The sequence below is a fragment of the Holdemania sp. 1001095H_141210_F2 genome, from assembly GCF_015558105.1.
Classification (GTDB): Bacteria; Bacillota_I; Bacilli_A; order Erysipelotrichales; family Erysipelotrichaceae; genus Holdemania.
In genome coordinates, this window is sequence record NZ_JADNPO010000024.1 from 1 (window position 1) to 26579 (window position 26579).

Sequence of the window (26579 nt, forward strand, 5' to 3'; positions counted from 1 at the left end):
TTTAACACTTTAAGCTCTGGCACCACGCGCATAGCACGTGGTATCCACTTCGTATGAAAAAGCGGCGCTTTGCGGCAGCCGCTTTCAGATCCTGTTATTGCTTTTCCGATTTCTTGTTCAGATACGCGTCGATCTTCTTTTTCTGATCCTCCGGGATCGTCCGTTCAATCGGGAAGACGGCGCTTTGATCAAGCTGATCCAGAAAATTCAGCACCAGCTCCGTCGTTTTTTCCAGACTTTCAGCGCTGAGATAGCGCAGGACGTCGTGACGGTTGTGGATATAATTGGCTCCCTTTTCGCCAAAACGCATAAAGCTGACCGACGGAATGCCCTGATCGGAAAACGGCACTTCGTCGCTGGAATACACGTCGCTTTTGACTTCCAGCTGAATCCCGGTCTGGGCGGCATAGGTTTGCACCATCGCTTCCAACGACTGCGGGCCTAAGCACCAGGCGCTGTCATGACCCAGAATTGCACCGGCCACGTCGACGTTCAGATTGAAGCGGATCGCTTTTAAATCTTCCTCATGGGTGTCGACATAAGCATGCGAGCCTAACAGCCCGCGTTCCTCGCTGCCGCACCAGATAAAGCGCAGCGTGCGGTTGGGATGATGGTCGTGGTAGTGCTGAAGCAGCGCCATCAGGATCACGCTGCCCGCCCCGTTGTCGTACACGCCGGTGCTGTATTCGACTGAATCATAATGCGCCGTCAGCACGATCACATCCTCCGGCCGGGTTAAGCCCTGAATCTCCGCAATGACGTTCTGCGAAACCGCCGGTGCAGATTTCTGACGCACGACCAGCGTGACCATTTTCGGGTTTTCCTGAACCAGCCGCATCGCGTCGTGTATCGACATGTTCACGCCCGGCAGTTTCCCCAGCTGTGCCAGCTTTTCCCGCAGCTCGCGATGGGCGATATCCGTGGCTTCCTCCTCATCGCGGGCTTCGCCGTTATAAGTGATAAACCCCACCGCGCCGCTTTCAATCAACGCCTGATACAGCTTATAGTTCAGATAACCGTTGACCAGCACGATCTTCCCGCTGGCCTGCTGGAGACTGACAGGCCCGGGGATTTCCATATAATAGAACGGCGCGGTCAGGCCGCTTTCGTCGGTTTCCCCGCAGTTGCCATAGGCTGTGACCGGATAGCTGTTCTTTTCGGTAGCGCAGCGGACTTGTTCGATCTTCCAGCCGGGAACCTCAAACATTTCCAGCCGGGCTTTTTCCCCGCGTTCCTCAATTTCATCCCGCAGAATCTCCGCCGCCCGTTTTTCCTCTGCCGTGCCGCTGACTCTTACAAAGCCGATCTTTTGAAGTAATTCCCATTGCGTTGTGCTCATTTCTCATCTAACCTCTTTTCATAAGCGACCCTCAGACTCAGATCGCGATGCAGCTGAATGACGCCGCAATATTGATAATGGTGTTTTTCCAACAGCCGCCGCATCGAAGTATTGTCCTGATGCGTGTCGATTTTCAAACTCTCTACCCCACGCTGCCGGCACATCTGTTCCGCCTGTTCCAGAATCCAGCCGGCAATCCCCTGACCTTTGAGCTTATCGTCAACCGCAATCCGGTGGATTACGGCATACGGCCTCTCGGTCAGCCATTGGCCGCTGACCATCGTCGTGTAATTTTCGTCCGGCGCAAAAGCGATCGTCGCGCAGGCAGCTACCGCGCCGTCAAGCTCGGCGACATAGGCGGTTCCGTTTTGAATATCCCGACGCAGGGTCGCTTCGTCAGGATAGCCATCCTGCCACTGATCAATTCCGTGGGCTTTAAAATATGCCTGAGCTTGATGCAGAATCGTCATGACCGCCGGCAGATCTTCTTCTTTCGTCACCCTGAATCTCATCGTGATTCCCCCTTTTCTCCTATTGGATATGCTTTGTTTTCGAGCCGGGAAACCGGGCTGTATCAGCCAGCCATTCCCCGGCATGTCTGGCTTATTCCAGAAACCGGCAGGTTTCCAGCGTCCGGCCGAGAAACTCCTGCAGCCGGGCCATTTCCCTGTGAATGCAGGAATGCTCCGCTTCGTTCAGGGATTCCCACAATGTAACCTGCACCGCTGCCTTCTCCCGTTGAACGCGCGCATTCCAGAATCCGACAATCCGCGTATCTTTGAGGAGGACGCCGGGACTGCCGACTGTCCGCCAGACTTTCTTCTGCGCCGCTTTGTCCGGCAGAATCCAGCTGCGCTGAGGCAGATCCAGAAACGGATCGTGCGGACCGAGCAGCTGAATCTTGGATTCCTCCGGCGGCAGACTTACCAACAGATCAAGATCCGCTTCCAGCATCCATCCGCGCTGCCCTTCCACTTCGATTTCCACCCGCTCCTCTTCAGTTAAAGCCCACAGTCGTTTTGCATGAGGCAGGCCGCATCCGCTCCAGCGGGCAAAATCCTGCACCGTCGCCGGGCCATAACAATGCAGAAACTTTTCCACAATCCGCGAAGGCTGCGCCTGTAAATCCAAAGCTTGTCCAAGCTCGGCAGCAGGACTGGTAAACGACGGCTGATTCCCCTGACGTTCTCCCATCATCACGCGGCCTTCCAAAGCACATTGTCGAAGCAAATACGACACGGCCGCTTCCAGCAGCGTCTGTTTTTCCGCTACCAGCGACGGTGCATCCGCCCGTTCACGGATGGGATCCGGCAAATACGGCTTCATGGCTTCGGCTAAAACATGATCAAGCCGGGCTTTGCTTACGATCCGGTTGTGCTCCAGCACCGCGCAGGCCCGGCGCAGCGCTTCCAGCAAGACATTGCGGTCAGCGCCTAACGCCTGCGCGGTATAGGACAGCGGCTGCGCGTAGATCGGCACTTCCTCCGGCTGCGCCGCCAGCGCGCTTAAAAACGTTCCCGCTTCCGCAAGCGGAAATATCGTCGGCGCACCGCGCAGACTCCACGTCTGCATCAGACATTTCGTTTCGATCAAATCCTGCCGCAGATCGCTGCGCTCAAGTTCCGCAACCCGCACCGCCATCGCCAGTTCCCAGCTGCCGGGCGGACTGTTGACGATTCCGCAGGCCGAAACCGCTTCAAGTCTTTGTGCCCGCGGCAGTTTCTCATCTAAATGATGAGCGTGCCGCTGATGGCGCAAGGCTTGTTCTTTCGTCATCGTGCGCATGGCTGATCCCTCCGTTCATGCTTTCAGTGTATCACAAAACGCAGCGGGCTGACACCATAAGAAAAGCGAAGATTCACTGCGCCAGCAGGATCTTCGCCCGTTGCTTTCCTTCTTCCAATGCCGCTTCCGCCGGTGCGCCCTCAAACACAAAACCCTCGCCGCACAGCTCGCCGCCCGTCAGCCTTGTCCGTTCTTCCCAGGGTTTCATGTACGCACCCGCACCCCAGCCGTAAGAACCGAACAACAACACCGGTTTGCCCCGTAAATACGGTTCTATCTGGGCCAGTGCCGGCAGAAACTCGTCGCCATCCAGTTCCTCGACGCCATGGGCCGAACAGCCCAGCGCCCAATGTGTGATCGTCGGCAGCTCCGCAGCAGGCAACGCCGAGGCCGGACACAGAACCACCTCCGCGCCTTCTTTTCGCGCCTGTTCCGCAATCGCCTGAGCCATCTGTTCTGTATTGCCGGTCGATGACGAGTACATCACCATACATTTTTTCATTTTGATCCGTCCTCCTGCTTTCAGGATGGATCGTTTTCTTCTGTTTTAAACAGAGTTTCCCGAGAACTTTTCCCCACTCTTGATCTTCCGGATTTTACTGCATTCCCAAGCCTTCTTTTTCAATGCCTGTCTTTTGAATCAACCAAATGAAAAAACGGAAGCTTGTTGCCTCCGTTCTTTGATTCAGGATTACAGTTTCAGGAATTTCTCAACATCTAGCACGAAGATTGTGGCCCCTCCGACCTGGACTTCAACCGGGAACGAAGCATAACGGCCAATATCGTAAGAAGCGGTTGACGGAACGATTTCTGTTCTGCGCTTACTTTCATTGCCGATAATTTCAATCGCCTGATCCACTTTATCGTCATCTGTACCGACGATCATCGTTGTATTGCCTGCCCGCAGGAATCCGCCGGTCGTCGCCAGCCGGGTCACCTGGAAATTGGCTTTGGTTAAAGCAGAAGAAACACTGGAACTATCATCATTCGAGACAATGGCTAAGATCAGTTTCATAATCAAGGCCTCCTTTTATATATCTCTATTTTATCATATTTTGCCCGCCTTGAAATCCCTTTTCAATGATTTTCATAGAATCTTTATCCTTCTTTCAGAGCCGGCCCGCTAAGCCGCAATCCCGCTTTTCTTTCTGTTTTAATCCAATTCATGAAGCGTTAAAAAAACAATCTGCGCTGCGGCAGAACACAAAAGAGATAAGAATCCATGAAACAAACAGCTTTTCATGACGGCAGAAAAGCCCTGTCCTGCCGTTTCGATCATTTTTATAATCTTTCAAGGAAATTCTGGTATACTGATTTCAAGGAAGTGATCGGCATGTCCAACGAACTTTTTCAATATATGATTCAATCCGATCCGCTGAGCGAGCGGCTTTACCATTACCGCCTGAAAGCGTTTTGCGCCGGCCGCATTTTAGCGCAGGCTGAGGAAAATCCGCAGTCCTACGTCCATTTGTTCCGCGTCAATTACGTTGTCCGCGGCAAAGCTCTGCTTTTGATTGACGATCAGGCGCTTCCCGTCCATGCCGGCCACGCCGTGATCATTCCTCCGCGCGGGATTTTAACGCAGGCCAATCCGAAGGAAGAAGTGGAAACCTACTTCATTAACTTTGACGTCAGCAATCTGGCGATGCGCAGCGAATTCATGACGCGCTTGTTGGAATGGTTCCCCTTCTATCAGGTCCGCGACAACGATCGCCAGATCCTCCGCTACTTGCTGGAACGGATCTTTGACGAAGCCGCCGATGCTGAAATGGGTTCCTGTCTGATCGTTCAGAACCTGTTCTGTTCGCTGCTGATCAAAATGGTGCGTATGGCCCAACAGGGAAAAGCCGTTTTGACTCTGCGGCCGATTCCGATCAGTTCCACTCATTATCTGATCAGCCGGGCCGTCAGTTATGTCTATCAGCACATCGGCGATCATCTGACGGTAAAAGAAGTCGCGGACAGCCTGAATATCAGCGAGATCTATTTGTACAAACTGTTTAAGGAACATACCTCGCAATCGCCGCAGAATTTCATTCTGGAATATCGTCTGCATTTAGCGCGGGAATACTTAAGCAATCCGGATGTTCCGATCAAGATGATCGCGCAGCAGCTGGGCTTTGCGAACGCTGATTATTTTTCAGCCAGCTTCCGCAAATATACCGGATGTTCGCCCTCCGTCTATCGGCAGCAGCTGTTAAGCTCCAACGAAATGCTGCTTAATCCGGAATGAATTAAGAATCAAGGACAAACCATGAGGTTGTCCCTGCGGCTTTATCGCAGAAGTTTCCTGTAATCCAAAGTTACGATAAAACCCACCTTGCGAGTGGGTTTTTGCGTTATGTTTTTACGTTAGCGCCGTGATCCGACCGCCGCTTCGCGTGTTTGGCAGTTCTGTGGGTGATCCAGTTCCTCCCGCAGCACCTGATCGAAGCTCGCCAGCGGCATCGGTTTGAAATACACATAGCCCTGGACGATATCGCAGCCGGCAGCCTTCAGGAACTCCACCTGTTCCGCCGTTTCCACCCCTTCCGCAATCGTTTTCATCTGCAGCTCATGCGCCATCGTCAGAATATTGCGGATGATGATCCGTTCGCGGCCGATATCCACAGATTGGCGGAAAAACAGAATATCAAGCTTCAGCACCTGAATCGGCAGATTTTTCAAAATATTCAGCGAGGAATAGCCGCTGCCAAAATCATCCAGCGAACAGATAAATCCCCGCCGGCGTAATTCCTCGACGACGTGCAGGAAGATCTGATCGTCTTTTAACATCACGCTTTCCGTAAATTCCAGTTCCAGTAAACCGTCGGGAATTGCATAGCGCTGCTTGACCGCCGTATACCAGTCAAGGAAATCATCCTGAAACAGATCCAGCCGCGATACATTGACCGCCAGGTTGATCGGCGGGCGTCCTTCTTTGAGATAGGCGTGCAGCCAGGCACAGGCTTTTTCAAACATCAGCCGGTCAAGCTGGGTAATCATGCCGTTGTGCTCAAACAGCGGAATGAACTGATCGGGCGGAATCAACCCTTTCTCCGGATGAATCCAGCGTGCCAGACATTCCCCGCCGACGATCCGGCAGTCCTGCTGAATATTGACCTTGCCTTGGACGTACAGTTCGAATTCCCCGCGTGCCAGGGCTTTTTTTGCCTGAGCTTCCAGCTCGGATTCCCGCAGCGTCTGAGCGCGCAGCTGCGGGGTGAAGAAAGCGAATTGATTGCCCGGCTGATCTTTTACTGAACGATGGGCAATGTTGGCCCGGTTGACCATCTCGTTCACCGACAGCGTTAGATCGTCTTCGCAGACAGGGAAAAAGCCCATGCACAGTTCCAGATGAACAAGCGCAGAATGTTCGTTAAGCTGTTGATCGAGCTGCACTAACAGCTGGTTAAACCAGGCGGCCAGCCGCTGGGGGTCCAGAGTCTGCAGCAGCCCGGCAAAATTATCGCCGGACACCCGGCAGAACAGCTCGTCCTTCTCCAGCGACGCTTTCACGACGGCGGAAAAATCACGCAGCAGTGCATCGCCCTGTTCATAGCCGAACAGATCGTTGAAATATTTGAACTTTTTGATATCGCAGTACCATACGGTACAGCCGCTTTTGAGCAGCGCCGGAACGTCTTTCTGAAACGAGGCAAAATTGCCTTCCTGCGTTAACGGATCCTGATACGCCAGGGTTTCCAGCGCTTTCTGATTTGCTTGCATACTGCGGTTCTGCCATTCCATCAAGAGTAAAAAAATCATAGCAGCCAGCGTGATGACAAGCGTCATTCCCAGCGAGGTTTTGTCATAATTTTTATGCAGCGCCGCCGTCGGCACCGCACAGAACAGATACCAGCGATTTACGCCCAGCGGCACCAGCTGCGCAATCGCCGGCTGTCCGGTAAAAGAGCGGTAGCGCAGGCTTCCGGCGTGTCCCTCAGTCAGCCAGTTCCGCAGCGTATCCCGCGTTTTATCCGTGAATTGTCCCAACTCCGCCAATGTCTGCTTCCTGGCCTGCGGCTCATGATGCGGGCGCATCAATACAGCGCCGGTTTCATCCACAAGCAGGCTGTATCCCTCGCCGTTAAGCAGCGGCGCATCCAGAATAGAGCTGTAAACATCCATCAGATTCTCCGCGATTAAAACACCGGTCGGTTCGCCGTCGTTGTTTTTAATCAACATTCCATAGCTGCCCATCCATTCCTGTTTTTCATCCAGCTGCGGGTTGGAGAGACTGCGGCCTTCCCTCACCGTCTGCTGAAAAAAAGGTTCCCGGCCTACTTGTTTTTTCAAATGATGATTGCTGCGGATATCGACCAGATCCGCATTGCCGCTTAAATCGGCATAGCCCATCCGGACGAACTGATTCTGATTGTTGATCGTTTCCAGAATGGCAATCATCCGCTCCGCGTCGTTGATTCCCGTTTCCCCCAGCACGATCGCCAGCGCTTCCAGCGTTTGAAAATCACCGTCAATCTGTTTGATCATCGTGTTCTGCAGCTGGGCGGCGGCATTGTCCAGATATTGAACGCTGTCGTTTTCGCTCTGCGTGCGCATATACTGAACATACCCCAGACTGCCCGATAAAAAGCACAGGCAAATCCCTATGATTGCAATTTTGGTTTTTTTCTGGGCTGTTTGTGGATTCATTTTTTTTACCAACCTGTTGTTTTAATTTTACCATAGACCGTTGTTCCATGACAAGGAATAACCCGTAGGGAAGTCCTCAAAAGCGCACGGAATTGAACAAAGTTCCTGATTTTCCCAAACTGATTTCATTTCTTTCCAAACAAAATGGGAAGTCGGTTGGCAAACGCAGTTTCCACGCAAAAACATCCCGCGATGAAGCCGGGATGTTACTCTGCATTAACAATCAATGAGGATATTCAGCTTAAACGTTGAAGCGGAAATGCATGACGTCGCCATCCTGCACGATGTAATCCTTGCCTTCCAGCCGCAGCTTGCCCGCCTCTTTTAAGGCGGTTTCACTCTTATACGTCATCAAATCGTCATAGCTGTACGTTTCCGCGCGGATAAAGCCGCGCTGGAAATCGGTGTGGATAATCCCGGCACATTCCGGCGCCGTCATGCCCTCGCGGAAGGTCCAGGCGCGGACTTCCGGTTCGCCGGCGGTGAAGTAAGTCTTCAGCCCTAACAGATGATACGCAGACTTGATCACGCGGTCCAGACCGGATTCAGGAATTCCCAGCTCTTCCAGAAATGCCAGCTTCTCTTCTTTTTCCAATGACGACAGTTCTTCCTCGATCTGCGCGCAGATCGCGATGACGTCGTTGTTCTCCGCTTCGGCATACGCCTTGACCAGCTTGTAGTAAGCGTTGTTTTCCGGATCGGCGATGTCGTCTTCCGACATGTTGGCGACGTAGATCATCGGCTTGGCGGTCAACAGCTGATAGCTTTTGGCAATCAGCGCTTCTTCCTTGCCTAATTCAACGCTGCGGGCCGCTTTGCCTTCGCGCAGCGCTTCGACCAGCTTGCTTAACACCGCGTATTCTGCAGCGGCTTCCTTATCTTTCGCCTGGGCTTTGCGTTCAACCTTGGTGATCCGGTTTTCCACTGTCTGCAAGTCGGCCAGCGCCAGCTCCAGATTGATGATCTCAATGTCGCGGATCGGATCAACGGAGCCTTCGACATGCGTGATATCCGGGTTGTCAAAGCAGCGCACGACATGGCACACAGCGTCGACCTGACGAATGTGGCTCAAAAACTGGTTGCCCAGACCTTCGCCTTTGGACGCGCCCTTGACCAGACCGGCAATGTCCGTAAATTCGAAAGTCGTGCGGATAATTTTCTTCGGGTTGAACAGCGCCGCGATGTTGTCGATGCGCTCATCCGGCACTTCGACGACGCCGACGTTGGGCTGAATCGTTGCGAACGGATAGTTCGCCGCCTCGACCTGACTCTGGGTGATGGCGTTAAACAGGGTCGACTTGCCAACATTGGGCAGTCCGACGATACCTGCGGTTAATGACATAAGTTTTTCATCCTTTCACTCACGCGGCTTCTCAAGCAAAGCTGGCCGCGGAAATCCTTTATTAGTTTACCTTTTTTCAGTCTGATTCTCAAGATGCAGCGGACGGTCAGCGGCAGAAAAGACGGATTTTACTCCGCCTTGTCCGCTTTCTCAATCAGTTTTTTACATTTCCGCTCAAATTCCGAACGGGGAAACATGATCGCCGCACCGCAGCCCAGACATTTGATCTTGATGTCGGCGCCCATGCGGATGATCTTCCAGTATTTTGATTTGTGGCAGGGATGTTCCTTCTTCATCTCCACAATGTCGTTTAAATCGTAATCCGTAATCATTGGTTATTCCCCTTCATGGTGACGATAAGCCTTCAGTGTATTTTTCAGCAGCATCGTGATCGTCATCGGCCCGACGCCCTTGGGAACCGGCGTGATGAATCCGGCCTTCGGCTCGACTGACGCAAAGTCCACGTCGCCGACCAGTTTGCCTTCAGCGTTGCGGTTGATGCCCACGTCGATCACCGCCGCGCCTTCCTTCACGTAGTCCGCCGTGACCATTTTGGCCCGGCCGACCGCGGCGATCAGGATATCGGCTTCCGCGCACACCTGCGCAAGATTTTCCGTTTTGGAATGGCAGATCGTGACGGTCGCGTTCTCATTTAACAACAGCCGCGCAACCGGCGCGCCGACCAGATTGCTTCGGCCCAGCACGACCGCGCGCTTGCCTTCCGGATTAATTCCCATCCGATGAAGCAGCTCCATACAACCCAGCGGCGTGCACGGCACAAAGCCGTCTTCTTTTAAATGCAGCTTGCCGACATTGATCGGATGAAAGCCGTCGACATCTTTGTCCGGCCGGATTTCGCGAATCACCTGCGCGCTGTCCAATCCCTGAGGCAGCGGCAGCTGGCATAAGATGCCGTCGACCGCCGGATCCTCGTTCAAACGCCGGACCACCGCCATCAGTTCAGCCTGAGAAGTCGAAGCCGGCAGCTTGATCAGCTCCGATTCCATTCCAACCTGCGTGCAGGCTTTTTCCTTGCCGGTGACATACGAAAGCGAAGCCGGGTTATCCCCAACCAGAATCACTGCCAGCTTCGGCATCCGCCGTCCGGCAGCCCGCAGCGCCCCGATTTGTTCGCTCAGTTCTGCGCGGATGTCTTTTGATACTTCAGAGCCATAAATCACCTGTGCCATCGTCTTCCTCCTTGATCAGACTTTCCGTCTGTTTCCTGCTTTCTTTGCCCGCTTTTGTTTCAAGCGGCTTTAAGACCGCCCGCGCTTAAAATAATTCGCGGCTGTCCAGAATTAACGTCACCGGCCCATCGTTGAGCAGCCGGACTTTCATCTCGGCTCCGAAAATGCCCGGCTTGACGACCAGGCCTGTCTTTCGCAGCGCGTCGTTGAACGCGTCGTACAACGGACTGGCGATCTCCGGCCGAGCTGCCTGATCGAAGCTTGGACGCCGGCCTTTCTTACAGTTGGCGTACAGTGTGAACTGGGAAATCGACAGCACCTGTCCGCCGATTTGCTCAATGGATAAATTCATTTTACCATTTTCATCTTCAAAAATGCGCAGATCATGTACTTTCGCAGCCATTTTCTCAACGGTTTCCGCAGTGTCGCCGTCGACGATTCCAACTAACAAAAGATATCCCTGCTGAATTTCATTAACAAGCTGCCCGTCGATCGTGACGGACGCTTCACTCACCCGCTGCAAAACTACTCTCATGACTTCCTCCCTGATAAGAAACCTTTCTCATTTTTAGTTTTCTGTCTTTCTTCTCTTTAATTATAACGGAAAACCGTTGCACCGCAAGCACAGAGAGGATGCAAAGCGGTCGTTATCAAACAGAATCAGTTCTCACTCTCGTTTCTGTTTTCCTAATTTCTCTGCGCAAACTCCTGAAAAGCACGATTCTTCCGGACCTGCCCAAGCACTTCGGCTGCCGGAAAGAAGAAACGTTTCCTATTTTGTTTTCAGATGGTAAAATAAGACGAAGGAGTTGATCGCATGAAACAACCTTTAGCCTTTCGAATGCGGCCGGAAACTTTGGACGAGGTGATCGGTCAGCAGCATCTCATCGGACCCGGGCAGGTGATCCGGCGCTGTATTGAACAGGGCCGGTTGTTTTCGATGATCTTTTACGGGCCGCCGGGGACGGGCAAAACGACGCTGGCCTCAGTGCTGGCCAACGAGCTGCATCTGCCTTACCGGCTGTTCAACGCCGTCACCGGCAATAAAAAAGAACTCGACACCATTTTTGAGGAAGCTAAATTTTACGACGGACTCGTCTTAATCATCGACGAAGTTCACCGCTTAAATAAGGACAAGCAGGATCTGCTTCTGCCGCATGTGGAAAACGGGCGGATTATCCTGATTGGCGCGACGACCTCCAATCCGACGATGGCGATCAATCCGGCAATCCGTTCCCGCTGTCATTTGTTCGCGATCAAGCCGTTGGAAACCGACGATATCATCGCGGCGCTCAACCGTGCGGCAGCCAGTGAAAAGGGCTTAAACGGACAAGTCAGACTGGATCCGAGAGCAGCCGAACTGATCGCCAGCTATTGCGGCGGAGACATCCGCTATGCCTTGAACGTCCTCGAGCTGTGCGCGATCGCCAGCGATGAACCGGTGATCAGCCCGGAACTGGTGCGGCAATATGTCCAGCGGCCGGTACAGGGCATCGACAAGGACGGCGACGGACATTACGACGCCGTCAGCGCATTTCAGAAAGCGATCCGCGGCAGCGATGTGGACGCTTCCTTATATTATCTGGCGCGGCTGATTCAGGCGGGTGATATGGACTCGATCGAGCGGCGGCTGCTGGTCATCGCCTATGAGGATATCGGGCTGGGCAATCCGGCCGCAGTGGCCCGCACGATCTCGGCGATCGACGCCGCCAAGCGCGTGGGTTTCCCGGAAGGCATGATTCCCTTGGGCGTTGCGGTGATCGACTTGGCGCTGTCCCCAAAATCCAAGTCAGGCGAACTGGCGATCCAGGCCGCGATGGCGGAAGCGGAAGCCAGCGATCCGCCGGTGCCGGCCTATCTGCGTTTCACCCCGGTCGGCATGAAGGAAGAAGACAAGTATCCTTATGATCGTCCCGATTTGTGGCACAAGATTCAATATCTGCCCGACGCGATCCGAACCAAACGGTTTTACCAACCGCAGGCCACCTCGGCCTATGAAAAACAGCTGGCGGCCAACTATGAATCATTAAAACGCTATGTTCGCTCCAAAAATCTGGCAGAATTGAAGCGGGGAAAATAACCCGCTGCGAATTTCCGCTTCGCTCACGTTTTAACAGGTCTGGACGTCTTCGCAACGATCCGGACTTTTTCATTTTCGGTTATGCACCGTCTCAAAATTTCCACCCGCTTCGGTTATGCTTATCGCATCTCAAGCTTGGTTTTCAGCTGAATTTTCAGGCTGCCCGCACCGCCCTTTCACCCCGAAAATGCAAGCGGTGCCATCACAAAAATTGAAGGTTAAAAAATCTGATATTTTTACCTTTTTTCAAGAAGAATCTTGACCGATCGCCCGCATTGGAAATCTGACAAAAACGTCATTTTGTCTGCGGATTCACTCAGAATGAGTCGGTTTTGCTAGTCATTTTTGAAGAAGTGTCTACGGAATTCTTAAATTTTTATGAATTTCCGGGAAAGAAAAACGAAGGAATTTTCTCCCATTTTTAACAAAAAGGCCTTCAAATGTGGGATTTTCATGTGAATTCTGTGAAAATTTCCTTATTCAATTTGCCATCGAAATTATTTCATTATACAATAATCATGGTCGTGAACCGAAGGAGGAAATTATGACTCAAAAACATAAAGCTCTTTCCAGTTCATTAACGATCGTTACCTTGCTTACATGCTTTACCACTGCGGCGATCACTTCTCCGATCCGAGCCGAGGGTGAATCCGAAGCAGACGTCAAGCCAACGATCCGTCTGGAAATTAACGACCTGAATGCCGCTGATAAAATTAAAACAGCGTTATTTCAGGAAGCCGCTGTCAGTGTCCCGGCCGAAGAAACGACATTGATGGCCCCGGCCGCTGATCTGACGAATGCCGAAATTAAAATCGATCAGTTAGACTTGAGCAAAATTGGACAACAGGATGTCATGGTTCATTTGACGCTGAACAACAGCGCTGCGCAGAACAGTCTGCTGCAGACAACCTTGTCGCGCGAAGTGACCCTGGACATTCAGGATACAACCGCTCCGGTCATTGAATTAAAGTATCCGCACATCCGTTTGGAATACGAAGAGGAATGGAATCCGCTGGATTGGGTGGAATCTGTTTCCGACAACAGTCTGGAACCGTTAGACATCCAGCAGCTGTGGGTAGAGAATTATGTCGACGCTTCTCAAAGCGGCGAATATGAAGTTTATTTCTCGATCGCTGACGCTTCCGGCAACGTGGGTTTTGCCACGCTGGGCGTCCAGGTCAAGGAAAAACCGAAGCCGAAATCCAGCGGCGTGGTCGCTGGCGACGCGATTACATCCATGTTGAACCTGATCAACAATGCCCGCGCCGATGCCGGTTTGGATCCGTTGTCGCTGGGCGATGAAAACGCGCAGGCGGCGATTGGCGTCCGCGCTTCGGAAGCGGCAGGTTATGTTTCCCACAAACGTCCGGATGGTTCCCATTATAAAACGGCGTTTGATGAATACGGCGTTTCTTACAGTCATCCGCTGGAGATTCTGACCTACGCCGGCAGCACTGTGCAGGATAAATTCAACTGGTGGATGAATTCTTCAGGCCATCGGGCGATCATCCTGAGCAGCAGCTCGACAAAGATCGCAATCGGCTACTCCGGTAAGATGTGGGCAGCGATCGCCTATCAATAACAAACCCGGAAAGGGATGTTCTTCTTGATGAAGATCATCCTTTTTTCTTTTTCCTCGAGGAACACGCTGTAATAAAAGCAGACAAGGGACGTGATCGGAAGGAAGGTTTTTGATTTGAACGGCAGTCCGCATGTAAAAAACCGCACCTGTACGACGCCGCAGGAGATCGAGAAGCTATTCCATCAGGAAAGCTTGCAGACGATAAGTCAGCTCCTCTGCAGCATGCGCGATCTTCTGCCATGTCTGAAATCGGGCAGGACTCAGCTGCCGATGCTGGGAAAGGATCGCCCGATTTTGATCCATTTCATTGGTCATCTCTCCTGAAAAAAAATCTGGATGTCCAGATTTTTTTACTTATGCCTGTGCTCTCTCTTTCCGATGGATAACCGTTTACTCCGCCGCTTTCCGCGCCAGTGCCAACGCCTGCGCCACCGTTGCGACACTGCAGGAAGCCTGCGCCTGAATAGCCGGGGCCGCATGGTCGATGCAATAGCTTAACGGAATGACCTTGAACATCGACAAATCGTTTTCATTATCCCCGACCACCGCAATCTCGTCTTTGTGAATTCCTGCCGCCCGCGCCAGTTCCAGAATACCGCTGCCCTTGTTGATCCCGACCGGACTCACGTCCAACATATCCACATCCGAAGCCGCAATCTCAAACCGACCGTCAAAGGCGGCGTGCAAAAGCCGCGACGCTTCGCTGTGCTGGGCGGGTTCCACAAACAAGCTGATCTTTGAACAGCGGCCCGAGCGCGAGGCAAAATCCGCAAATTCCAGCCGCCAGTTCTGCCGGATAACCGGACTGTCCGGCGTTAACCGCTGGGGATAAGTCGCTTCGCTGCCAAAACCATAGGAACCGCCATCATCCCCGCGGGTGATCAGGGAACCGTTGATCCGATGTTTCTGAATGAATTCTGCCAGTTCCGCAAAGTCGTCAAACTCCATCCAGTGCTCGTTAATTTTTTCTCCGTCTTCATTTAAAATGATAAACCCGTTCATTCCGATCGCAGCGACCGGAACCCCCAGTAAACCGCTGATCAGGGTCTGAGCGTCCGCCCCCCGCGAGCTGGCGATCGCCACATGCCCGCCTTCGTTGACAAACGCCGTCAGAGCTTCCCGGTTTTCATCACTGATCCCGGCTGACAGCTCGTTTCCAATTTTCAGCAATGTTCCATCCAGATCGGTAACCAACAATTTGAGCATTTTCTGTCCCCTCTACCTTTTTTCTGTTCCTTATCATTCTCTTTGCTTTTCATTGTACCTGAATTTGCCAAAAAGAAAAAGAGGTTTTCCTCTTTCCCTTACTCACAAACGCCGGCGGCTTATTCGCCCCAGAGCTGCGATGAAAAACAATCCCATGAACACGGCGAACACGCCGACGCTGAACAGATCCAGCCCTTTTCGGATGATCGGCCAGGTCGTCGCCTTGAAGCTGATATCATTGACTGCCAGTTCCTTCTCCATCGCCTGCCGGGCAATTTCCACGCCGTTTTTATTCAGGATTGCGTAAGCCTGAACCGTGTCCGGATCCTTTTCATTCTCGACGATTACGCTGGCGGTATACTGACTTTCATCGTCGTCAGCCTGCGCGAGAATCTTGAAATCATAGCTCATTGTAAACTTTGCCGTGGCCCACAGCTGCCCGCGCTTTTTGATCTCCACCGTCTTTTCTTCAAAGGAAGAGGCGGGAATGGTGATCTGCTTGTAGTTGGCAAAGCCATAATCGAACAATGTCCGGGTATCGGTATAGCGGGCGTTCTTGTTGGAATTCTTCAGAACGACCGCGATCAGATTCACGCCGTCTTTGGAGGCGGTGGTCACGATCGTGTAGCCGGCATCTTCCGTCCAGCCGATCTTGCCGCCGGTGGCATATTCATAGAAAAACTCGCCTTTTTTCAGCATATCGTTGCCGGAAGCGAAGTAACGGACGTCCTTCTGCTTGTTCGTCGGCTGCATTTCATATTTCACCGTGCCGAAGATCTCCGCGAAATCCGCGTTCTGAATCGCCATCCGGGTAATCATCGCCATGTCGTAGGCGGTGGTGTAATGGTCCTCATCCGGCAGACCATGCGCGTTGGCAAAATGGGTGTTCTTCGCCCCGGCCGCCGCAGCCGCCTCGTTCATCATCTCCGCAAATTCGCTCTGAGATCCGCCGATCGCTTCGGCCAGAACGTTGCTCGCGTCATTTGCACTGGCCATGATCGCCGCGTAACAGGCGTCTTTTAACGATAATTCTTCGCCATAATCCAGCCAGATATGACTGGATTTGCGGTCGATGTTGTCAATCGCCGTATCGGTCGCTGTCAGGATCTGATCGGGATGCCCCTGACTTAAGGCAAGATAAACCGTCATAATTTTTGTAATACTGGCAGGATAATGGCGATCGTCAGCGTTTTTCTCATACAGCACCGCGCCGCTGTCGGCGTCGATCAAAACCGCCGATTCGCCATCCAGATTCAGTTCTTCTTCGGCTTTGACCGGCATCGCCGGGATCATGCCGATGACCAGCGCCCAGGCCGCCAGTGCTCTTATCCATTTTCTCACGCTCATCCCACCTTTTGTTCTGTTTCGCATAGACTTCTTTATTTTACACCATAACCGCCGGCCTGGCGAGACGAAAATAACCGCGGCGGCGGTTATTGGCGAAGCTGTTCAAATAAACTTTCTGTTCGTGTTCCTTCGTTTTTAAGCACCCGGATCAATAACAGCCGGTCAATTCCAGACGGACTGGCTACGGTCAGCGCCAGATCAGGTTCCGCCTCCAGAGCTTTCCCGGATGTCGGATCCGCCTCCACGCGGCTGGCGTTCAAAAACGGCTGCACCTTGCGGATTTGCGCCCGGGGCAAACAAAGAATTTGTTCACCCTCAATTCGAAGTTCATTGTCCGTAATCGTCAGAACGGCCGATTGTGAGTCCATTTTCCAGTCGTCCATGACTTCGACAAAGAAGCGGCTGACTGTCCGGCTTATGTTTTTCATCTTATCCTCCCTTTTTTACGACGCGATTTTCAACATACCCATTCAAACGTGTCTTTCCTTATCTCTATTATTGCAGAAAGAGAGCGAAAAGGGTAGTCATTTATGGCTTAAACTTGATCCCCCTGCCGTTTTCCAATCGTCATTCGGACTTCGAACAGTATTCAGCTGAAAAAGGAGTCCAAGCCATGCAAAAAAAGCTGACCTCTTCGCAGGAGTCAGCTTTCCAGATCAGCCTGGCTGTCAATTTTTCTGACTGCGGCCTAAAATCCGCAGAACATACAGGAAAATATTGATGAAGTCGAGATACAGATCCAGTGCGGAATAGATGGAAATCTTATCCAGCATTTCCGGTTCCGATTCGCAGGCATAATACATCGCTCTCATCTTCTGCATGTCGTAGGCGGTCAAGCCCAGGAAAATTCCGATCATGATATAATTCATCACCATCGAAATGGCGTCCAGATTGATGAACCAGCCGACGATCGTGATGACGATCATCGTGATCAGTCCGGCCATCAGAATCGGGCCCAGACCGCTTAAATCTTTCTTTGTGGTCATGCCGATGACGGCCATGCTTCCAAACATCAGCGCGGTGAACCCAAAAGCGATAAACATCGTGCCGAAGCCATAGGCCAGCGGCAGAATTGAGAACGTAATACCGGTCAGCGCCGAATACGCAAGAAACAACAGCTTCGCCGTCGAAGGCTGCATTTTAGCCAGCTTGCCGGTCAGAAAAATAACCACGCCCAGCTGTGCGACCAACAACACCAACGGCGCCAACGAGAACGAATAAATCGTAATCCACAGCCCGCTGAACAGAGTAAGAAAAGCAACAATCGCCGTGACGGCCAAACCGGCAGTCATCCATAAAAACGTATGGGTGAGATGCTGCGAAAGGCTGACGCCTCCTAAGGACGAAACAACTTCCTGACGATCCATAATATATCCTCCTTTATTTCATAGAAATCGAAGACAACGCCGTCTCCGATCCGTTGTTATTAGAATACCACTCAATGACGCCGCGATCAATATCCAATACTGCGCGATACTTCGCCGAAGCTCGGTCCAATCCCTGATTTTCATCCTCATTGACATAGCTCAGCTCATTTTCATCATAAAACATCAATTCCTCAGACGAGATCTGCGAAAGAACGTTGGAATAATATTCCGCCATGCAGATTTCCTCCACGTTGTCCTCGCTTACATCTTCCGACGCTAACAGAATATCGCTCCAGCTGCTCTCCTCGTCGCCATTGAGCGTGAATTGATAACGAGCTTCCGTTGCGGCATAGCTTAACGAGTAATATTCTGCGACAGAATAATCGTAGCTGCTGGCAGCCCCTTCGACATAGTCGTTCAGGAAACAGTATTCATAAGGCTTCGCCAGCGGAATTTCAAGAGTGCCTAATTCTTTGTTGTTTTCATCGTAGACCACCATCTGACCGTAGAAGAAATACGGTGTTCCGTTGTAAATGGCGAACCTCGTCTGATTGTTTTCACTGGATACAATCAACGGTTCAATCGAATCCTCATCGCCGTCTGTCTCGACGATCAACCCTTTGGCAATCTGCTGGAACTGATCGTCTTTGACCGTTGCGATATACGCGTCAACCTGACGGTCTTTCGCCTTTGGTTTCTGCGGCTGGCTCACGATATTCGGCGTTGTTTTCGGCGCGGATGTGCGCGCTGGCAGCAGGTTATAGATTACAGAGAACACGACGACCATTCCAACAACGCCCAGGATCGCCGCAATGGTTTTCTTACCGCTCTGGCCCTGCTCCTGCCGCAGAATCCGGTCCCGACGAGCCTGACGATCTTCCACAGCCGGATTGACCGGTGTCTTATCGGCAGACTCTCCGGCTGTATTTTCCGGCGTCTCCAACGGCGGGAACCACTGATCCAGCGCATCCGTAACCCGCTCGAAATCGCCCTTGCGGCTGCAGATAATCTTATACTTTTTCTTCAGTCCGACAAACAACAGAATCATCGGATAGGTGCGCCCCTTCTGATAGTAGCTCGTTTCCTCGACATGGTCGATACTGCGGCGGTGCAGCGCGAAATTGGAACCGTACAGACCGCTGACAATCCAGTTCTTACTCATCGAAATCTCTTTGGTCACGAACTCAAATTCTTCCTCTTCGTTCAATTCGATTCCCAAATCCTCGCATTGACGCTTAATCATTTTGCCGATGCGCAGATACGGAACGCTGCCGATCAGTACGAAGATCAACATGATTATTCCGAACATCAGCACCATCGCCACAACCATCATCAGCGCCTGCTCGACGCCTTCGCCAAGCATGATCAGCCCGAAGACGGCGGTGACGCCGAAAAAGATGGCTGCCAGCAAGGCAAGCGTCTGCGCCATGCCCCGGCGGGCCAGTTTCTTGATTTGCTTCATAAAATACCCCCTCAACGGTGGTATTATATCGAAAACTGACAGCGATGAGTACACTTATTTCAGTAATTTCATCCTTCTTTCGTAAATTTTAATCCTTTGTTCAGTTTTTAATCCTTCCGACGTTCAATTTCTTGAAAACAACCTTTTTTTTGGCTTATTTATCCCTGACGAAGAGTGAAGAATGTTTCTTTGCCGAATGAGTAAGAAGAAAAAGACTTGCCGCCTTTTGCCCGATCAGTTCAGGCAAAATCACAGACAAGCCTTCTTGTTTTTACTATTTCCACCGTTTCCTTTGAATTTTCATTGTCCTTATCAGCTTTACTTTCGCAGGCTGAAAAGCTCAATCTGGCAAACACATGGGAAATCCCGAGAAGAATGCGGCTCTTCCTTCAACCGGAACCGCTGAAAGCTTTCGTTCTTTCCGCCTATTCTTCGATGGAATTGATCAGTGCCTGAAACACCACCGAAGCGCAGGTCAGCCCGGCGGCGGCCGGCACAAAGATCGTACTGGCCGGCGGATATTTCTGCTTCAAGGTTTGTCCTTCGGCGTTGACCAGCTGATTCTGCGTGCGCGGCAGCTCCCTGGACCAGACAACCGGAATCTTCGCGTTGAAGCCCCGCTTGCGCACCATCTGGCGAAGGGCCCGGGCGAGCGGATCATTGCAGGTCTTATCCAGCGTCGTGACGGTCAGCTGGGTCGGATCAAACCGATTCGCCATTCCCAGCGAGCTGATGCACGGCACAGAATGACGCTGCGCCATTTCAATCAACGCCAGCTTGCTTGACAGCGTGTCGATCGCGTCGATCACGTAGTCGATCTTCTGATCGAACAGGCTCTCGCTCTGCTCGTTGAAAAACACGTTCACCGCCTGGACTTCGCATTCCGGGGCAAAGCTGCGGATGCGCGCGGCCATGACTTCGGTTTTCGACTGGTTCAAAGTATCCAGCGTGGCGATGATCTGTCGGTTGAGATTGCTGGGGGCGACCGTGTCCGCGTCGACCAGGATTAATTTTCCGATCCCGCTGCGGCCCAGTGCCTCCGCGGCATACCCGCCGACCCCGCCGATGCCGACGATCAGCACGCACGCCTGCTTCAGCCGTCCGATCGCGGCCGGACCGACTAACAATTCCAGTCTTTGCAGCGGTGTTTCCACGCACATTCCTCCTTCAGCCAGACGGCGATTTCCGCCACTGCCTGTTCTTTCTCACCCGGCTGATCGACCGCCGCCCAGCGGATCGGCGTCTGCCGGGTAAACCAGGTCATCTGGCGGCGCGAAAATTGCCGGGTATGCGTTAAAATCTGTTCCCGCGCCTGATCGATCGTTTCCCGGCCTTCAAAATAGCCGCGCCATTCCTTATAGCCGATGCCCTGCATCGACTGATCGTCAAAGCTGACGCCCTGCCGCAATAAGCCGCGGATTTCCTCGATCAGCCCGGCGGCGATCATTCCGTCGACGCGTTTTTCAATCCGCTCTATCAGCGCCTGCCGTTGGCAAGTCAGACCGCAAATGAACGTGTCGTACATCATTCTGTGTTCCTGCCGGCTTTCCAGCTCGCTTTTCGGCGTCTGCGCCAGTTCGTGAATCACCAGCGCGCGGATGATCCGGCGCTTATTATGGGGATGAATCTGATCCGCGGTTGGCGGATCGACCTGTTTCAGCCAGGCATACAGCTCGGCTTCATCGCGTTGTTCCAGTTCTTCGCTCAAGCTTTGCGCGCGCGGATCCTCGGGTTGAAACTGATAATCATACAGGGCCGCTTTGATATACAAACCCGTGCCGCCGACGATCATCGGCAGCTTGCCCCGGGCGCTGATCGCTTCGATCGCTGCACGGGCTTCCCGCTGAAAATCCGCGACGCTCGTTTTTTCTTTCGGATTCCGCGTGTCGATATTGTAATGCGGCACGCCCTGCTTTTCCGCTTCGGTAATCTTCCCCGATCCGATATCCAGCCCGCGGTAGACCTGAATCGAATCGCCGCTGATGATCTCACCGTGAAACCGTTTCGCCAGTTCAATCGAAAACGCCGTCTTGCCGACGGCGGTCGGACCGACGAGTACCAGCACTTTCTTCATCGCTGGAACTCCTTGATCAGCTGCTTTTCCGTGATGGTGATGAACGTCGGACGGCCATGCGGGCAGTGATACGGCTGTTCACAGCGCGCCAGCTGTTCGATTACCTCCTGCATTTCGCCTAACGACAATACGCGGTTGAAACGGATTGAATGATGGCACGCGATCGTTGCCAGCCGGTGCCGCTGCAGATCCTCCGCACGGACTTCGCGGCCGTCTTTCCACAAATCCAGCACGTCCTGTAAGAACGCCTGTTCGTCAATTTCACTCATCCAGGCCGGCAGCTGACGGCAGATCAAACTGTTCTGACCGAAGTTTTCCAGATGGATGTGCATCGGTTCCAGCAGTTCGTTCATTTCCTGCAGCCGGGCCGCCACGGACGCGCTGCCTTCCAAAATGATCGGCACAAGCAGCTCCTGCATTAAAGGCTCCTGATCCAGAAAGCGCTGCTGGACTTCTTCAAAATGGACACGTTCCTGCGCGGCATGCTGATCGACAATATAAAGCGCGTGTTCGTCCTGAGCGAGAATGTATTTGCCATGCATCTGAGCCAGCACCTGCATCTGTGGGAAGGTTTGTTTTGGAACTGAGCGCAGCGCTTCGGCCGAAGCTTCTGTCGACTGAACCCGGGGATCCAGCGGCTCCGGCTTTGACAGCTGATCGGAAAGGCTGTCCGCAGATGAGGTCTTTGCGGTTGGCTTCGGCGTTGTTAGCGACGATCCTTCCCGGTTTTCCACCTCTGTTTTTTTAATCAGGGCTTCAGGCTCCGCTGGCAAGACTGCGGATTCTTCCGCTTTTCCAGCAGCTTCCGGATTCTGCGTTATTTCCCGGGAAAGCGACGCGGTGATCTGTTCCCGTTCGCGCTGTTCGCTCATCAGGGCCGCCTGTCTGCGCCATTCGTTAGCTTCGACGGAATCCTCGCGCACCTGATTGGCGGGAACAGCCGCGGGCGTTTCAAACAGCTGCGGCATTTCCACTTTCTCCCTCGGCGTTTCCACGCGCATGACCTCCGGCGCCTGCATGTGCTCGCGCAGGGTGCGGGTCAGCGTATCGCGGATTAAAAATTCCAGCTGCTGCTCCTTGGAAAGCCGGATTTCCCATTTGGATGGATGGACGTTCACATCGCACAGATGGCTGTCCATCTCGATATCCAGCACGACAATCGGATAGCGGTCCTGCGGAATATAGTTCTTATAGGCTTCCAAAATCGCTTTCTGAATCCGGTAGGAGCGGATCATCCGGCGGTTGATAAAGACCGTCATGTAATTGCGGCTGGCGCGGGTCTGCGCCGGCAGCGCCATCAAACCGCGGACCGTGTAATCGAAGTCCTGCCCTTCCACCTCGATGCACTGACGGGCCAGATCGCGGCCGTAGATGATCGCCATAACTTCCAGCAGACTGCCGTTGCCGGCGCTGCGGAACACTTCCTTGCCGTCGTGGACAAGCCGAAACGCGACGTCCGGATAGCTCAGCGCAAACTTCTGAATGACGTCGAGGATCAGCGAGGTTTCATACGGAATCGACTTGAGATGCTTCAGCCGGGCCGGTGTTTTCTGAAACAGGCCGCTGACCGTGATCTGCGTTCCCTGATTGCAGGGGTAAGGCCGCGCGGACTGGCGCTGACCGTAGCGGATTTCCACACGCGTGGAATCTTCGCCGTTGTTGGTCAAGAGTGTCAGATTGGAAACGGAAGCGATCGAAGGCAGCGCTTCACCGCGGAAACCCAGCGTGTGAATCGCCCACAGATCTTCCGTCGTCTTGATTTTACTGGTGGCATGCCGTTCAAAGCACAGACACGCGTCTTCCCGATCCATCCCGACGCCGTTGTCGATCACTTCCATCAGCTCGGTGCCGCCCTGGTTGATGTTAACTTCAATCCGGGTCGCTTGCGCGTCCAGCGCGTTTTCAACCAGTTCTTTGATGACGCCCATCGGCCGTTCGACGACCTCCCCGGCGGCGATCATGTTGGTTAAATGCGCGTCCAGCTGCTGTATTTTTGCCATCGTGGATTCACCCTCCTGTTCTGTGAAGCTGTTTCCGATTGATTCCCCGAGGATGCGATAAATTCAGGGAACCGGTCATCCTTTTCAAGTGCTCCGGCGAACTGCCGGTTTGCCTTATCTTTTATTGTCCATGCCGCATCTTTTATTGTCCATGCCGCAGAAACTCGTAAAACGCGAAACCGATCGAGATGATCGTCAACAGCCCGACGATCATTTCCGACAAACTGTTGGCGTACTCTGCCTGCGTCGGATCGGCCAGCGCCAGCACCAGAAAATACAGGCACCAGATAAAACCGAGGATCAGCATCGCAAAGGTGACATAGGTCAGAATCCGCGAACCTACCTTCCAGCGCCGGCGGCCTTGTTCCAGCTGCTTAGGCGTATAGGTGAAATCCGGATGGTTGCGGCGGCGCAGCGTCTGCCGGACTGCGCTGGCGATCAAGCCGAGAATTAAACCCTGACTTAACGCCAGGCAAAGCATTCGAAACATCTTCATCGCTTTTCCTCGTTTCTGGTTTTACTTTCGTTATTTTCGGTTTTACTTTCGTTATTTCTGATTTGACTTTCGCTTCTTTCCCACGGCGAAAGCGGCGTGAGACTGATCGCAGTCAGCTGTTATGCTTTCTGCGCTTCCTTCAGTTCCTGCTGCAAATCCATGATCATCTGCAGCGCCTGAATCGGCGAGAGCTGGTTGGGATCGACCATTTCCAATTTATCGAGCACGCCCTGTTCCTTGACCGGCGCTTTGACCATTTCGACGATGCCCAGCGACTGCTGAACGACGCGTTTTTTCGATTCGTATTCCGCTAACAGATCGCCGGCCCGTTCCAGCACCGCTTCCGGCAGCTTTGCCAGCCGGGCGACGTTGATGCCATAAGACCGGTCGGCTTTGCCTTTTTTAACGCGGTACATAAAGGTGACATCGCCATTGTCCTCATGCACCTCGACATGCACGTTCTTCACCACCGGCAGACTTTCATCCAGACTGGTCAGTTCATGATAATGTGTGGAGAACAGCGTCTTCGCGTGGATGCAGACGGCGATGTATTCGATCATGGCCTGAGCCAGCGCCATGCCGTCATACGTGGAAGTGCCGCGGCCGATTTCGTCAAACAGGATTAAGGAATGCTCCGTGGCCTGAGATAACGCGTTGTTCGCTTCCGTCATTTCCACCATGAACGTCGACTGTCCCGACAGGATGTCGTCGCTGGCGCCGATGCGGGTAAAAATCTTATCGAAAATCGGCATTTCACATTTCTTCGCCGGCACAAAGCAGCCGATCTGCGCCATCAGGATGATCAGCGCCACCTGCCGCATATAGGTACTTTTACCGCCCATGTTCGGACCGGTAATGATCAGGATCTGATTTTCTTTATCCATCGCCAGACTGTTGGAAACATAGCGGTTAGGACTGATCTTTTCCAGAATCGGATGGCGGCCTTCCTCAATTTTCAGCTCGTCCTCCGTGAAGAGGGGACGAACGTAGCCGTTATCCGCGCTGATCGAGGACAGGGCGTAATAGACGTCCATATTCGCCAGCATCAAGGCCAGCTTCTGCAGCTTCGGCAGATAGCTGCGGATCTGTTCCAGCAGATTGGCAAACAGCTCGGTTTCCAAACGAATGGAGCGCTCCTCCGCATGCAGGATCGCGTCTTCCTTTTCTTTCAGCTCGGAGGTGATGTAGCGCTCGGCGTTGGTCAGCGTCTGCTTGCGGACATAGCCGTATTCTTCCTTCACCTGTGCTGATGCGCCCTTGGACACTTCAATATAATAGCCGAACACCCGGTTGTAGCCGATTTTCAGTGTCTTAATTCCGGTGCGCTCGCGTTCGTAATTCTCCTGTTGGAGAATCCAGGTTTTTCCTTCCTTCTGGGCATGACGGTATTCGTCCAGCTGTTCGCTGAAGCCTTCCGCAAACATCCCGCCTTCCTTCACGGACACCGGTGGATTCTCAACGAACGCTCCGTCCAGCAGCTCCGTCAGCGACAGGCAGCAGTCGACGTCCCGGTATTCCTGAAAAACCGGCGCATCCTGAAACAGCGCCAGGATTTCCGGCACCTGGCTCAGTGTTTTCTGCAGACGCTGGCAGTCGATTGCATTGGCAGAACCATAGGCCACTCTGGCAATCAGCCGTTCCATATCATAGATCTGGTTCAGCTTGTCCTTGAGATCCTCGCGGACAAGATAGTTTTTCATTAAGTATTCGATCCGGTCCTGGCGGAACAGGATTTTCTTTTTATCTACCAACGGCCGTTCAATCCATTTTTTTAACAGGCGGGACCCCATTGCGCTCTGGCAGCGGTCGAGAAACGACCACAGGGTCTCCGATTTGCTTTGCGTGCGCAGCGGAGCGACCAGTTCCAGATTCTGCTGGGTTGAGAAGTCCATATACAGCACGTCGTTTTCATTCTCAATTTCGACAGTCTGAAGATGATGCATCATCCGCTTCTGCGTTTCGATCAGATAATTGAGCATCAGCCCATAGGCTTCCCGCTGCGCCCCGTCGCTCACTTCCTCGCACAGCGGCAGGTATTCCTCGCCGATCTGGTCTTCGGCGCAATAGGAAATTGCCACGGCGGACAGATCGCGGACTGCACGGATAAACTTCTCGTCGAAGCCTTCCTTCACGACGATCTCGCGAATATTGTTTTTCAGCAGCGTCTGCTGCAAATGGAGAATATTGCGCGGAATATGCGTTACCGTCGTTTCGCCGGTCGACATTTCGCAGATCGACAAGGCGAATCCATATTGATAGTCCACAACAGCCGCCAGATAAATGCTGGAGCGTTCGTCAAACAGCTCGTCGATCACCGTGCCGGGCGTCACGACCTTGATCACATCGCGCTTGACCAGTCCCTTGGCTAAAGCCGGATCTTCCATCTGTTCGACAATCGCCACCTTGTAGCCTTTCTGAACCAGACGCTGTATATAGCCCGTCACGGCGTGAAACGGCACGCCGCACATCGGCACGCGGTCCTTCACCCCGGCGTTTCTGCCGGTCAGCACCAGGTCCAGCTCACAGGACGCGATCTTGGCATCCTCAAAAAACATTTCATAAAAGTCGCCCAGACGATAAAAAACCAGGGCGTCCTGATAATTCTTTTTAACCTCGAGATACTGCTGCATCATCGGCGTATATTGTTCCATACTTTCACCTCTAAAAAAACTGT

At 52.9% G+C, this 26579-nt stretch carries 24 protein-coding genes; 4 read left to right on the forward strand and 20 right to left on the reverse strand.

Features of this window, described 5'->3' with window-relative positions; all coding sequences use genetic code 11:
• Positions 1 to 94: 94 nt before the first annotated feature.
• The 5 genes from I2G61_RS12500 to I2G61_RS12520 form a co-directional block, all read right to left on the reverse strand.
• Positions 95 to 1339 (reverse strand): M28 family metallopeptidase, encoded by a 1245-nt coding sequence (locus I2G61_RS12500; RefSeq protein WP_072685376.1) that lies wholly within the window; start codon positions 1337 to 1339, stop codon positions 95 to 97.
• Positions 1336 to 1851, reverse strand: a complete 516-nt coding sequence (locus I2G61_RS12505) for a GNAT family N-acetyltransferase (RefSeq protein ID WP_072685375.1) — start codon at positions 1849 to 1851, stop codon at positions 1336 to 1338. Before I2G61_RS12505 ends, I2G61_RS12500 begins: the two co-directional genes overlap by 4 nt.
• A 91-nt stretch (positions 1852 to 1942) precedes the next feature.
• Positions 1943 to 3124, reverse strand: coding sequence for a DNA glycosylase AlkZ-like family protein (locus I2G61_RS12510; protein ID WP_083538630.1), 1182 nt, complete (start codon positions 3122 to 3124; stop codon positions 1943 to 1945).
• A 73-nt stretch (positions 3125 to 3197) separates the two neighbouring features.
• Positions 3198 to 3626, reverse strand: coding sequence for a flavodoxin domain-containing protein (locus I2G61_RS12515; protein WP_072685374.1), 429 nt, complete (start codon positions 3624 to 3626; stop codon positions 3198 to 3200).
• 189 nt (positions 3627 to 3815) lie between these two features.
• Positions 3816 to 4139, reverse strand: a complete 324-nt coding sequence (locus tag I2G61_RS12520; RefSeq protein WP_006058515.1) for a cyclic-di-AMP receptor — start codon at positions 4137 to 4139, stop codon at positions 3816 to 3818.
• Positions 4140 to 4346: 207 nt separating this feature from the next.
• Here I2G61_RS12520 and I2G61_RS12525 point away from each other — a divergent pair, with 207 nt between their 5' ends.
• Positions 4347 to 5357, forward strand: a complete 1011-nt coding sequence (locus I2G61_RS12525; RefSeq protein ID WP_072685373.1) for a helix-turn-helix domain-containing protein — start codon at positions 4347 to 4349, stop codon at positions 5355 to 5357.
• A 119-nt stretch (positions 5358 to 5476) separates the two neighbouring features.
• On the opposite strand, the gene I2G61_RS12530 is transcribed toward I2G61_RS12525, so the two are convergent.
• The 5 genes from I2G61_RS12530 to dtd all read right to left on the reverse strand — a co-directional run bounded on the left by I2G61_RS12530 (position 5477) and on the right by dtd (position 10826).
• Positions 5477 to 7759, reverse strand: coding sequence for an EAL domain-containing protein (locus tag I2G61_RS12530; RefSeq protein ID WP_072685372.1), 2283 nt, complete (start codon positions 7757 to 7759; stop codon positions 5477 to 5479).
• 241 nt (positions 7760 to 8000) lie between these two features.
• On the reverse strand, positions 8001 to 9101 hold the full coding sequence (ychF, locus tag I2G61_RS12535) for a redox-regulated ATPase YchF (protein ID WP_072685371.1): 1101 nt from the start codon (positions 9099 to 9101) through the stop codon (positions 8001 to 8003).
• 128 nt (positions 9102 to 9229) lie between these two features.
• Complete coding sequence (locus I2G61_RS12540) at positions 9230 to 9433, reverse strand: DUF951 domain-containing protein (RefSeq protein WP_072685370.1); 204 nt, start codon at positions 9431 to 9433, stop codon at positions 9230 to 9232.
• Between the two features lie 3 nt (positions 9434 to 9436).
• Positions 9437 to 10291: a bifunctional methylenetetrahydrofolate dehydrogenase/methenyltetrahydrofolate cyclohydrolase FolD gene (folD, locus tag I2G61_RS12545; protein ID WP_072685369.1), complete on the reverse strand. Its 855-nt coding sequence runs from the start codon at positions 10289 to 10291 to the stop codon at positions 9437 to 9439.
• A gap of 85 nt (positions 10292 to 10376) precedes the next feature.
• Positions 10377 to 10826: a D-aminoacyl-tRNA deacylase gene (dtd, locus tag I2G61_RS12550; RefSeq protein ID WP_072685368.1), complete on the reverse strand. Its 450-nt coding sequence runs from the start codon at positions 10824 to 10826 to the stop codon at positions 10377 to 10379.
• Between the two features lie 282 nt (positions 10827 to 11108).
• Between dtd and I2G61_RS12555 the strand changes: the two genes are divergently transcribed.
• From I2G61_RS12555 to I2G61_RS12565, 3 genes are all read left to right on the forward strand, one after another.
• Positions 11109 to 12371: a replication-associated recombination protein A gene (locus I2G61_RS12555; RefSeq protein WP_072685367.1), complete on the forward strand. Its 1263-nt coding sequence runs from the start codon at positions 11109 to 11111 to the stop codon at positions 12369 to 12371.
• Positions 12372 to 12915: 544 nt separating this feature from the next.
• Entirely contained in the window at positions 12916 to 13953 is a 1038-nt protein-coding gene (locus I2G61_RS12560; RefSeq protein ID WP_072685366.1) for a CAP domain-containing protein, read from the forward strand.
• Positions 13954 to 14043: 90 nt separating this feature from the next.
• Complete coding sequence (locus tag I2G61_RS12565; protein WP_195548312.1) at positions 14044 to 14277, forward strand: hypothetical protein; 234 nt, start codon at positions 14044 to 14046, stop codon at positions 14275 to 14277.
• A 66-nt stretch (positions 14278 to 14343) separates the two neighbouring features.
• Here the strand turns inward: I2G61_RS12565 and I2G61_RS12570 are convergent, their stop codons facing one another.
• The 10 genes from I2G61_RS12570 to mutS form a co-directional block, all read right to left on the reverse strand.
• Positions 14344 to 15159: an HAD-IIB family hydrolase gene (locus tag I2G61_RS12570; RefSeq protein WP_072685364.1), complete on the reverse strand. Its 816-nt coding sequence runs from the start codon at positions 15157 to 15159 to the stop codon at positions 14344 to 14346.
• A gap of 102 nt (positions 15160 to 15261) precedes the next feature.
• A complete protein-coding gene (locus I2G61_RS12575; protein ID WP_072685363.1) occupies positions 15262 to 16500 on the reverse strand; it encodes a D-alanyl-D-alanine carboxypeptidase family protein in 1239 nt (412 codons plus the stop codon).
• Between the two features lie 92 nt (positions 16501 to 16592).
• The gene (locus tag I2G61_RS12580; protein WP_072685362.1) at positions 16593 to 16934 is read right to left on the reverse strand and encodes a hypothetical protein; all 342 of its coding nucleotides are present in this window, start codon (positions 16932 to 16934) and stop codon (positions 16593 to 16595) included.
• A 240-nt stretch (positions 16935 to 17174) separates the two neighbouring features.
• Complete coding sequence (locus I2G61_RS12585; protein WP_072685361.1) at positions 17175 to 17873, reverse strand: Bax inhibitor-1 family protein; 699 nt, start codon at positions 17871 to 17873, stop codon at positions 17175 to 17177.
• A 13-nt stretch (positions 17874 to 17886) separates the two neighbouring features.
• Complete coding sequence (locus I2G61_RS12590) at positions 17887 to 19335, reverse strand: phage holin family protein (RefSeq protein WP_195548313.1); 1449 nt, start codon at positions 19333 to 19335, stop codon at positions 17887 to 17889.
• Between the two features lie 425 nt (positions 19336 to 19760).
• Entirely contained in the window at positions 19761 to 20495 is a 735-nt protein-coding gene (locus I2G61_RS12595; protein WP_072685359.1) for a ThiF family adenylyltransferase, read from the reverse strand.
• The gene (gene miaA, locus I2G61_RS12600; protein WP_072685358.1) at positions 20456 to 21409 is read right to left on the reverse strand and encodes a tRNA (adenosine(37)-N6)-dimethylallyltransferase MiaA; all 954 of its coding nucleotides are present in this window, start codon (positions 21407 to 21409) and stop codon (positions 20456 to 20458) included. The genes I2G61_RS12595 and miaA overlap by 40 nt, the downstream gene beginning before the upstream one ends.
• Complete coding sequence (gene mutL / locus I2G61_RS12605; RefSeq protein ID WP_072685357.1) at positions 21406 to 23409, reverse strand: DNA mismatch repair endonuclease MutL; 2004 nt, start codon at positions 23407 to 23409, stop codon at positions 21406 to 21408. The genes miaA and mutL overlap by 4 nt, the downstream gene beginning before the upstream one ends.
• Before the next feature lie 142 nt (positions 23410 to 23551).
• Entirely contained in the window at positions 23552 to 23905 is a 354-nt protein-coding gene (locus I2G61_RS12610) for a hypothetical protein (RefSeq protein ID WP_072685356.1), read from the reverse strand.
• A gap of 119 nt (positions 23906 to 24024) precedes the next feature.
• Positions 24025 to 26556, reverse strand: coding sequence for a DNA mismatch repair protein MutS (gene mutS / locus I2G61_RS12615; protein ID WP_072685355.1), 2532 nt, complete (start codon positions 26554 to 26556; stop codon positions 24025 to 24027).
• Positions 26557 to 26579 lie beyond the last annotated feature (23 nt).

What these genes read in the sequence shown, in the direction of transcription:
- mutS (WP_072685355.1), bottom strand. Translation starts at nt 26,556, where the DNA reads ATGGAACAATATACGCCGATGATGCAGCAGTATCTCGAGGTTAAAAAG.
- I2G61_RS12595 (WP_072685359.1), bottom strand. Translation starts at nt 20,495, where the DNA reads ATGTGCGTGGAAACACCGCTGCAAAGACTGGAATTGTTAGTCGGTCCG.
- I2G61_RS12560 (WP_072685366.1), top strand. Translation starts at nt 12,916, where the DNA reads ATGACTCAAAAACATAAAGCTCTTTCCAGTTCATTAACGATCGTTACC.
- ychF (WP_072685371.1), bottom strand. Translation starts at nt 9,101, where the DNA reads ATGTCATTAACCGCAGGTATCGTCGGACTGCCCAATGTTGGCAAGTCG.
- I2G61_RS12555 (WP_072685367.1), top strand. Translation starts at nt 11,109, where the DNA reads ATGAAACAACCTTTAGCCTTTCGAATGCGGCCGGAAACTTTGGACGAG.
- I2G61_RS12580 (WP_072685362.1), bottom strand. Translation starts at nt 16,934, where the DNA reads ATGAAAAACATAAGCCGGACAGTCAGCCGCTTCTTTGTCGAAGTCATG.
- I2G61_RS12525 (WP_072685373.1), top strand. Translation starts at nt 4,347, where the DNA reads ATGAAACAAACAGCTTTTCATGACGGCAGAAAAGCCCTGTCCTGCCGT.
- miaA (WP_072685358.1), bottom strand. Translation starts at nt 21,409, where the DNA reads ATGAAGAAAGTGCTGGTACTCGTCGGTCCGACCGCCGTCGGCAAGACG.
- I2G61_RS12520 (WP_006058515.1), bottom strand. Translation starts at nt 4,139, where the DNA reads ATGAAACTGATCTTAGCCATTGTCTCGAATGATGATAGTTCCAGTGTT.
- dtd (WP_072685368.1), bottom strand. Translation starts at nt 10,826, where the DNA reads ATGAGAGTAGTTTTGCAGCGGGTGAGTGAAGCGTCCGTCACGATCGAC.
- I2G61_RS12570 (WP_072685364.1), bottom strand. Translation starts at nt 15,159, where the DNA reads ATGCTCAAATTGTTGGTTACCGATCTGGATGGAACATTGCTGAAAATT.
- I2G61_RS12510 (WP_083538630.1), bottom strand. Translation starts at nt 3,124, where the DNA reads ATGCGCACGATGACGAAAGAACAAGCCTTGCGCCATCAGCGGCACGCT.
- mutL (WP_072685357.1), bottom strand. Translation starts at nt 23,409, where the DNA reads ATGGCAAAAATACAGCAGCTGGACGCGCATTTAACCAACATGATCGCC.
- I2G61_RS12590 (WP_195548313.1), bottom strand. Translation starts at nt 19,335, where the DNA reads ATGAAGCAAATCAAGAAACTGGCCCGCCGGGGCATGGCGCAGACGCTT.
- I2G61_RS12515 (WP_072685374.1), bottom strand. Translation starts at nt 3,626, where the DNA reads ATGAAAAAATGTATGGTGATGTACTCGTCATCGACCGGCAATACAGAA.
- folD (WP_072685369.1), bottom strand. Translation starts at nt 10,291, where the DNA reads ATGGCACAGGTGATTTATGGCTCTGAAGTATCAAAAGACATCCGCGCA.
- I2G61_RS12500 (WP_072685376.1), bottom strand. Translation starts at nt 1,339, where the DNA reads ATGAGCACAACGCAATGGGAATTACTTCAAAAGATCGGCTTTGTAAGA.
- I2G61_RS12540 (WP_072685370.1), bottom strand. Translation starts at nt 9,433, where the DNA reads ATGATTACGGATTACGATTTAAACGACATTGTGGAGATGAAGAAGGAA.
- I2G61_RS12585 (WP_072685361.1), bottom strand. Translation starts at nt 17,873, where the DNA reads ATGGATCGTCAGGAAGTTGTTTCGTCCTTAGGAGGCGTCAGCCTTTCG.
- I2G61_RS12505 (WP_072685375.1), bottom strand. Translation starts at nt 1,851, where the DNA reads ATGAGATTCAGGGTGACGAAAGAAGAAGATCTGCCGGCGGTCATGACG.
- I2G61_RS12530 (WP_072685372.1), bottom strand. Translation starts at nt 7,759, where the DNA reads ATGAATCCACAAACAGCCCAGAAAAAAACCAAAATTGCAATCATAGGG.
- I2G61_RS12610 (WP_072685356.1), bottom strand. Translation starts at nt 23,905, where the DNA reads ATGAAGATGTTTCGAATGCTTTGCCTGGCGTTAAGTCAGGGTTTAATT.